Source organism: Pediococcus ethanolidurans (assembly GCF_001437405.1).
GTDB lineage: Bacteria > Bacillota > Bacilli > Lactobacillales > Lactobacillaceae > Pediococcus > Pediococcus ethanolidurans.
Genome location: NZ_JQBY01000020.1, coordinates 34,235 through 41,473, shown reverse-complemented (window position 1 = coordinate 41,473; position 7,239 = coordinate 34,235). Strand labels below are relative to the sequence as shown.

The window sequence follows — 7,239 nt, the reverse complement described above, 5'->3', positions numbered from 1 at the left end:
AATCTCCACCAATACGATTTGACAGAGACCCGATAATATTATCGACAATATTACGGGGACTATAACTGTCTAATGGATCCATCGCAATTACAAAAGGACCCAACAACGTTAAAAAACGAATGAATTTTTCAGAATAGATAATTTTTTTCATAATTTTTTACGCCTCAAATAAGAAAACTTTTTTCGCTTTATTTGTGATGTTTATCTTGGTAGTAACTAATAAGAGCCACAACCATGGCCAACGCGATTAATCCAAAAGACACCATTCGCAGTACAGCATTTGTTCTCCCTGGATTACCACCAGAAATTGCCATTACAATTAAAGAAGCCGTTAGTAAACTCAGCCTTAAGGTTCTAAGATTAATAAATTTCATACATCATTACCCCCACCCATTTGATCAGTCCAAATTTACTTCATTGTTTTCTGATAATCCACAACAGAATAACCACCATAATATTAAAGATCATAGCGAGCACCAATGTTCAAGCAGCTCCCCATAAATTAATTTGATAATCTGCATAGTGTCTGCCATGATCTAACAAGTTAAAAATAACCAGCAGTTTAGGAACTGATAAGATCATTAAACCAAGTGAACAAATTGCACAACTTTCAATAATCTTTTTCATTTCTTCTCCCCAGTTTGGGTTGTTTAAATTTATAGCTTAATCATATTCTAAATTTAATTGAATAGGTAGCAGCCATTGGTTTACATTGGGTAACTCTTACGTTACATTCGTTGATTTTGAACTTCAATTAAGGTAATTAAGAAAACATACAACGATTTAGTAATTTACATTCTCACTAATTTAGTATAAATTCAAATCAGGCAACTAATTAAACATAGTGCGTATTAAATCTAAGGGGGGAAAAGTTAATGTTAAAAACGCAATTAAAAGCATATAGAGAAAAAGTTCATCTATCACAAAATCAAGTTTCAAAAGAACTTCATATCACTAGACAATCCATTTCTCGTTGGGAAAACGGTCGGGGTTATCCTGATATGGACAATCTTATTCTGATAAGTCAGTTATACAAGTGTTCAATTGATGATCTTTTACAAGACGATCAAGTAACGCGAGAAAAAATTGAATCACCTGTTTCTGAAATGAAAAATCAACACAAACCATTAAATTATAAAATCACTAAAACTTTCAATTCTAAAGAGGAACTAATTCTTCTTTTTATCATTTTAATGATCAGTGCCTTTATTCCGTTTTTGGGAGTTATCTTACCTTTTTTTGTTATTTGGCGAAACAAGACAAATCATCTGTTACATAAAATAGTTTTACTAACTAGTATTGTTATTTTTCTATTTAGTTTATACAGTTCTTACATTATTATCAATGACACTTTCTTCATGCCCGGAACCACAACTGTTCAAAAAATTAAGTAACGTTGTGTTCCGTTATAAAACATTTTCAATTTTATAAAAATAAAATAAGAGTTAAAAATCAAATTTTTGATTTTAACTCTTATTTTTATGAATTCTTGATTATTTTAGTACTTAATGCCTTCATCCACATCATCCAAAGGTACGATAATCATGGCATTCTTACGATAAATATTCACATGATGAATGTCATGTGCCTTCAACATATCAACCGCATTTTCATAATTACGCATGTACTGCGAAGTATCATGTGCATCTGAACCAATCGTATAACGTTTACCACCCAGTTGTTTATAAATTTCAACCGCATAATCATACAGCCCGATATTGTGGTATTTATACATACTGGTTGTATTCAATTCAAACGCCATATTGTAACGCACAGCGAGTTTTAAAATATTTGCCAATAACACACCAGCCGTTGTCTCAAACATGCCTGAGGTTAAACTAAGCTTACGAACCCCATAATCAAAATGAGCTAGCACATCTGCATCATGAAAGGCATTGATTCCCTTCCACATTAATCGATAATACTGGTCAGCCACCTTCAAAGGATCCATTTGTGACACAATGCTGTCACTGAAATCAAAATCTGGACTACGATGAAAACTCAAAAGTTTAATATCAAAGTCATGTTTCTTCAAATAGGTTTTAATATCATTTTCGCGACCAGCAAAATAGCCGATTTCAACACCTTTAAAGATGTGCTTACCCGTCTCTTCTTCCAAACGGTGAATCTCACGCGAATAGGCATCATAATCCAGTAATTCATCACCATTTTTATCTTCTGGATCCTTAAAATCCAAGTGCTCTGTGCTGACAAAGTTTTCTCCAGCAAGCTTTAAATACGCTGCCATTTTTTCATCTGAATCAAATGAAAAGTCTGTATGTACATGTTGATCATAATAATCCATAGAAAAATCATCTCACTTATCGTTATTTTTGATTAATTGTTTTACATATCCATGATGATACAAATCCTGTTTCAAATCTGCTAATGTGAAGCGATGATAAAATGCCCGATACTGATCGTCTGCTAACGTGAATAAATCCGTTAGCGTCTCTGACATATTATTAGAAATATGGTCGTCCTTTTTTATACCTTCTGATTTTCCCGTGATAAACCGCGCATAACTTATTGTTGGCGGAATGGTCACATCGTATAACTCACCGACATTAATATCGGCCAGTTTTCTTTTCAGTTGATAACCACCATTTTTTCCTACTGTTCCTTCAATATAGCCTTTTTTATGGAGGACTGACAAAATATTGCGAATAACCACCGCATTTAGATCTAAACAACCAGCTAATTCGCGGCTCGCAATTTTACGTGGACTGTTTTCTTCCAAGTAAAACAAACTATGCACTGCCACTGAAAAATCCAGCTTCATTTGATCGGACCCCCTTGTTAATGCTTGCACATACATTTTAACACAATTTTAAATATTCTTGGGATTTGTCTTCAGTCAAAAATGACGTTGATAATTGTCGTGACAAGCTATTTAATCAGTTTATACAATACGTGTGATACAAAGAAACTAATTTGCTTGAATCGCGCGATAAACTGCACCAATAATTCCCGCATCATTATGCAATTTGGCCGGTTTTACTTCTGCAAAGGTTAGATCACGAACATCGCTATTTCGAGATTTGAGATCTGCGATTTTTGCACGCAGGCCGGTAATGAATTTAGGATTAACTGAAATTCCACCACCAATTAACACAATTTCTGGATCAACCGCCACCATTAAGTTAATAATTCCCTTAGCAATAGCCGTATAGAAGAAATCAAGGCTTGCTAAAGCCACCTCATCTTTTTTATCAGCTAAATCATACACAACACGGGCATCTGTCAATTTTGGCTTGCCACTGTGGTGATTGTAATAGTTTAAAAGACCAAAAACGGTAGCACCGGTAAAACTCAAACTGTTTAGTTCCAGATTTTGATCATTATTTACATTCATCACAGACATCATTCCAAATTCACCGGCCATCCCGTGACCGCCACGATAAATCTGATCATTGATGACTAAACCACCACCAATACCGGTGCCAATGACCATGCAATAATAATTGTGAAAACCGACCGCATTGCCTTGCCATTGTTCAGCAAAAGCCGCCGCATTGGCATCATTTTCGACCGTTGTTATAATACCTGTGCGTTTTTCAATTTCTTGTTTTAAATTGATTCCGAAAAAGTCTTTAATTGCCCCACCAGTAGTCATAAAACCATCTTGTTGCACAATACCAGGAGCACTTACCCCAATCGCTGTAATAGTCTGTTCGGTTTTAAATTGTTTGACGATTTTTTCAATATTTTGAAGAATTTCTTCACCTTTGATACTAGTCTTGATGGCATCTTTTTCTAAAATCTTCCCTGTTTCATCAACCAAACCATATTTAATGGTTGTTCCACCAATATCAAGTCCAATATAATATTTCATGTGATTAGCTTCTTTCATATTATGTTATGTATGAAAAAAGGATTGAAACCAAGCCATCCGTTTCAATGAGATGACCGGAATACTTTATTTCAGATCCTCTTTTTCTTAAATCTTTTAAATATACTGTCTTATTTATCCAAAATGTGTTTAAAAAGGTAGCTTTCTCCGCCTAATTACGATAACCAAACGATTCCTAACTCAAATGTTATCTAGGCTACCGCTCAAAAGCCATTCGCCTTTTGAAACACGCTACTTTAGATCTTCACCATTGCTGGCAATTACCTTTTTATACCAATCAAATGAATCTTTCTTTGAACGATTGAATGTCCCTTTACCGTCATCATCTTTATCAACATAGATAAAACCGTATCGTTTTGACATCTGACCCGTTCCAGCGGAAACAAGATCAATACATCCCCATGGTGTGTAACCCATCAAGTCCACACCGTCCAAGTCTACCGCTTTTTCCATCTGTTCAATATGTGCACGCAGATAGTCAACCCGATATGGATCGTGAATACTGCCATCCGCTTCAACCTTATCACGCGCACCCAAACCATTTTCAACAATGAACAATGGTAAATGATAACGATCGGTTAACCAGTTTAGAGAATAACGCAAACCAACTGGATCAATTGGCCAATCCCATTCGCTTGTCTTCAAAGTTTCGTTCTTGGTAACTGGCGCCTCCGGACTAAAGTCACCATCAATATCAATTCCATCAGCCTTTACAGTCATTGAATTGTAATAACTTAAACCAATATAGTCCACCGTACCTTGTTTCAGGATTTCACGATCTTCATCCGTAATATCTTTTCGATAGCCCTTACGTGTGACATATGCTTCAATATTATTTGGATAAACACCATTAGCATGCACATCGGAGAACCAATAACGACGTTGCATCAATCGTTCTGCCAACATGATGTTCTTTGGATCGGCATTGTATGGATAAATTGGTGTCATATTAATCATGCAGCCAATTTCAAAGTCAGGGTTAATTTCATGACCTACTTTAACTGCCTTAGCACTCGCTACCAATTCATAATGAGCCGCTTGATACATTGCCGCTTCGCGATCTTCTTTTTTCACGTTACTGAATAAAATTCCAGAGTTCGTTGCTACAGAGAATTCACTATCGAAATTACTTTGATTATCAATTTCGTTAAATGTCATCCAGTACTTAACTTTGTCTTTGTAACGTTTAAAACAAACTTCCGCAAAGTTCATGTAAAAATCAATAACTTTTCGATTTGTAAAACCACCATATTCTTTAATAAGATGGTAAGGCATTTCAAAATGAGCCAATGTAATTACCGGTTCAATTCCATATTTGTGACATTCATCAAATAAATCATCGTAGAAGCGTAAGCCTGCTTCATTTGGTTCCTTTTCATCACCGTTAGGGAAAATTCGTGTCCATGCAATAGAGGTTCTAAAACATTTAAAACCCATTTCTGCAAAAAGTTTAACATCTTCCTTGTAGCGATGGTAGAAATCAATTCCCTCATGATTAGGATAGTTTTTACCTGGCAAAACACCATCCGTGATTTCACGTGGAACACCATTGGCGCCCGCCGTCATCACATCCGCGACACTGACACCCTTGCCGCCTTCTTGCCAACCACCTTCGAGTTGATGAGCAGCAACAGCACCACCCCATAGAAAACCATCCTTAAGTTTACTCATATCTAATGAACTCCTCTCATTTAATAAAATTGTTACATTTAAAGTATAACCCATTTCTGAAAGCGTTTTAATTATAAACGTCAATTTTCACAAAATTTACATATTTTTCAATCTTTTTTATAAAAAAGTCTATTCACTTTGATTTTCATCGCCATAAATAGACTTTTAATTTGATTAACTAATCTGTTGCATGTTCTGTTGTTGCAGCAGCTTCAGCTTCTTTAGTGTGTGCTTCTTTATCAGCAGCAGCTTGTTCTTGTCCATACAAGATTTGATCTTGTTTGTGTGCGAAAGGCCAGTAAACGAAGAACGAAAGTACTAACACGATTGCTTGCCAGATCATCATCTTCCAACCACCAACTAGTAAACCAGAAATAATTGGCGGTGTTGTCCATGGAACCTGAACACCTGTGAAGTATGGAATAACACCTAATTTAATCAACCAGTATGTGGAACCCATTGAAATTGCGGGCATGAACATAAATGGTAGAAGTAAAATTGGGTTCATAACAACTGGAACACCGAACAAAACGGGTTCGTTAATATTGAAGATTCCTGGTAAGAATGACAAACGACCAATACTCTTCATCTGAACTGATTTAGCAAAGAATGCCATGAAGAAAACTAATCCAATTGTCATACCGGAACCAGTAACAGTACCAAATTGATCAAGTAATGATTGAACGAAGACATGGCCACCATTTGCGGCTGTAACAACACCATGTGCTTTGAAAATTGCGGCGTTTGATAAACTGTTTGCAGTTAAGATTGGAGTCATAATACCACTGACAATAACCGCACCATGAACACCAAAGAACCAGAAGAATGGAATCAATAGTGAAATAATAAGAACTCCACCAAATGAATCTGTCATTCCTTGTAATGGCGTCTGGATAGTTTGGTAAATCCATTGTGTCATGGTTGTATGTGCTGTAGCATCAAATAAGATATAAACGATTAACCAACCAGTAATAATGACGAAAGCAGGAATCAAAGCAACAAATGATTCTGCAACTGCTGGTGGAACCTGATCTGGTAACTTGATTGTAATGTGATTCTTGATAAACCAAGAATAAATCCAACCAGTTAACAATCCAATAATGATAGCTGCGATCATTCCTTGACCACCAAGCCAAGTACGGTCGATAAATCCAGTTAACATTGTAGGAGCTTGTGTTGCTGAAATAACTGTCTTAGTACCGTTCATAACAGCTGTTGTAGGACGCATGATAAGGAAGAAACTTACCAATGCAGTCATTCCGGCTGGTAATGGTTCAAATCCATCATCTTTTACCCAGTTATACGCGATACCAACAACGGCAAAGACCGCCAAGATACCGAATGAAGCATTATAGGCTTGTGTCCAATAAGGAGTTAAACCAGTGTTATCCATAAAAGTTGCGACAGCAGGTAATGGAAAGGCACTCAATAGTAAGAACACCGATCCAACCATAATAAATGGCAAACTGACTAACATACCATTCTTTAAGGCTGTGATCGCTTTGGTATTAACAAACTTCATAACTGGAGGTAGAAGCTTGTTGTTAATCCAATCATTCATTAAAATCACCTCAAATAATAATTGCTTACGACAAAATAATAAATAAATATATCAAAAATCTTTGGCCAAAGATTGCATAACATGAAGCGCTTTCAACAAAACCATTGTATCCCTTTTACTTGCCTATGTATAGCTGTTTCATAAATAAAAAACA

At 35.9% G+C, this 7,239-nt stretch carries 8 protein-coding genes; 1 reads left to right on the top strand and 7 read right to left on the bottom strand.

Features of this window, described 5'->3' with window-relative positions; genetic code table 11:
- Positions 1-188 precede the first annotated feature (188 nt).
- Both IV87_RS08585 and IV87_RS11070 read right to left on the bottom strand, forming a co-directional pair.
- Positions 189-374: a hypothetical protein gene (locus tag IV87_RS08585; protein WP_057807388.1), complete on the bottom strand. Its 186-nt coding sequence runs from the start codon at positions 372-374 to the stop codon at positions 189-191.
- 109 nt (positions 375-483) lie between these two features.
- Complete coding sequence (locus IV87_RS11070) at positions 484-627, bottom strand: hypothetical protein (protein ID WP_156407379.1); 144 nt, start codon at positions 625-627, stop codon at positions 484-486.
- 248 nt (positions 628-875) lie between these two features.
- Between IV87_RS11070 and IV87_RS08580 the strand changes: the two genes are divergently transcribed.
- Positions 876-1,394, top strand: coding sequence for a helix-turn-helix transcriptional regulator (locus IV87_RS08580; protein WP_057807386.1), 519 nt, complete (start codon positions 876-878; stop codon positions 1,392-1,394).
- Between the two features lie 104 nt (positions 1,395-1,498).
- Here IV87_RS08580 and IV87_RS08575 read toward each other — a convergent pair whose 3' ends face one another.
- From IV87_RS08575 to IV87_RS08555, 5 genes are all read right to left on the bottom strand, one after another.
- The gene (locus IV87_RS08575; RefSeq protein WP_057807384.1) at positions 1,499-2,305 is read right to left on the bottom strand and encodes a PHP domain-containing protein; all 807 of its coding nucleotides are present in this window, start codon (positions 2,303-2,305) and stop codon (positions 1,499-1,501) included.
- Positions 2,306-2,317: 12 nt separating this feature from the next.
- Positions 2,318-2,782: an RrF2 family transcriptional regulator gene (locus tag IV87_RS08570; RefSeq protein ID WP_057807382.1), complete on the bottom strand. Its 465-nt coding sequence runs from the start codon at positions 2,780-2,782 to the stop codon at positions 2,318-2,320.
- Between the two features lie 147 nt (positions 2,783-2,929).
- Positions 2,930-3,835 (bottom strand): ROK family protein, encoded by a 906-nt coding sequence (locus tag IV87_RS08565; RefSeq protein ID WP_057807380.1) that lies wholly within the window; start codon positions 3,833-3,835, stop codon positions 2,930-2,932.
- Between the two features lie 249 nt (positions 3,836-4,084).
- Positions 4,085-5,524, bottom strand: coding sequence for a 6-phospho-beta-glucosidase (locus IV87_RS08560; protein WP_057807378.1), 1,440 nt, complete (start codon positions 5,522-5,524; stop codon positions 4,085-4,087).
- 178 nt (positions 5,525-5,702) lie between these two features.
- The gene (locus tag IV87_RS08555) at positions 5,703-7,085 is read right to left on the bottom strand and encodes a PTS sugar transporter subunit IIC (RefSeq protein ID WP_057807376.1); all 1,383 of its coding nucleotides are present in this window, start codon (positions 7,083-7,085) and stop codon (positions 5,703-5,705) included.
- Between the last annotated feature and the right edge of the window lie 154 nt (positions 7,086-7,239).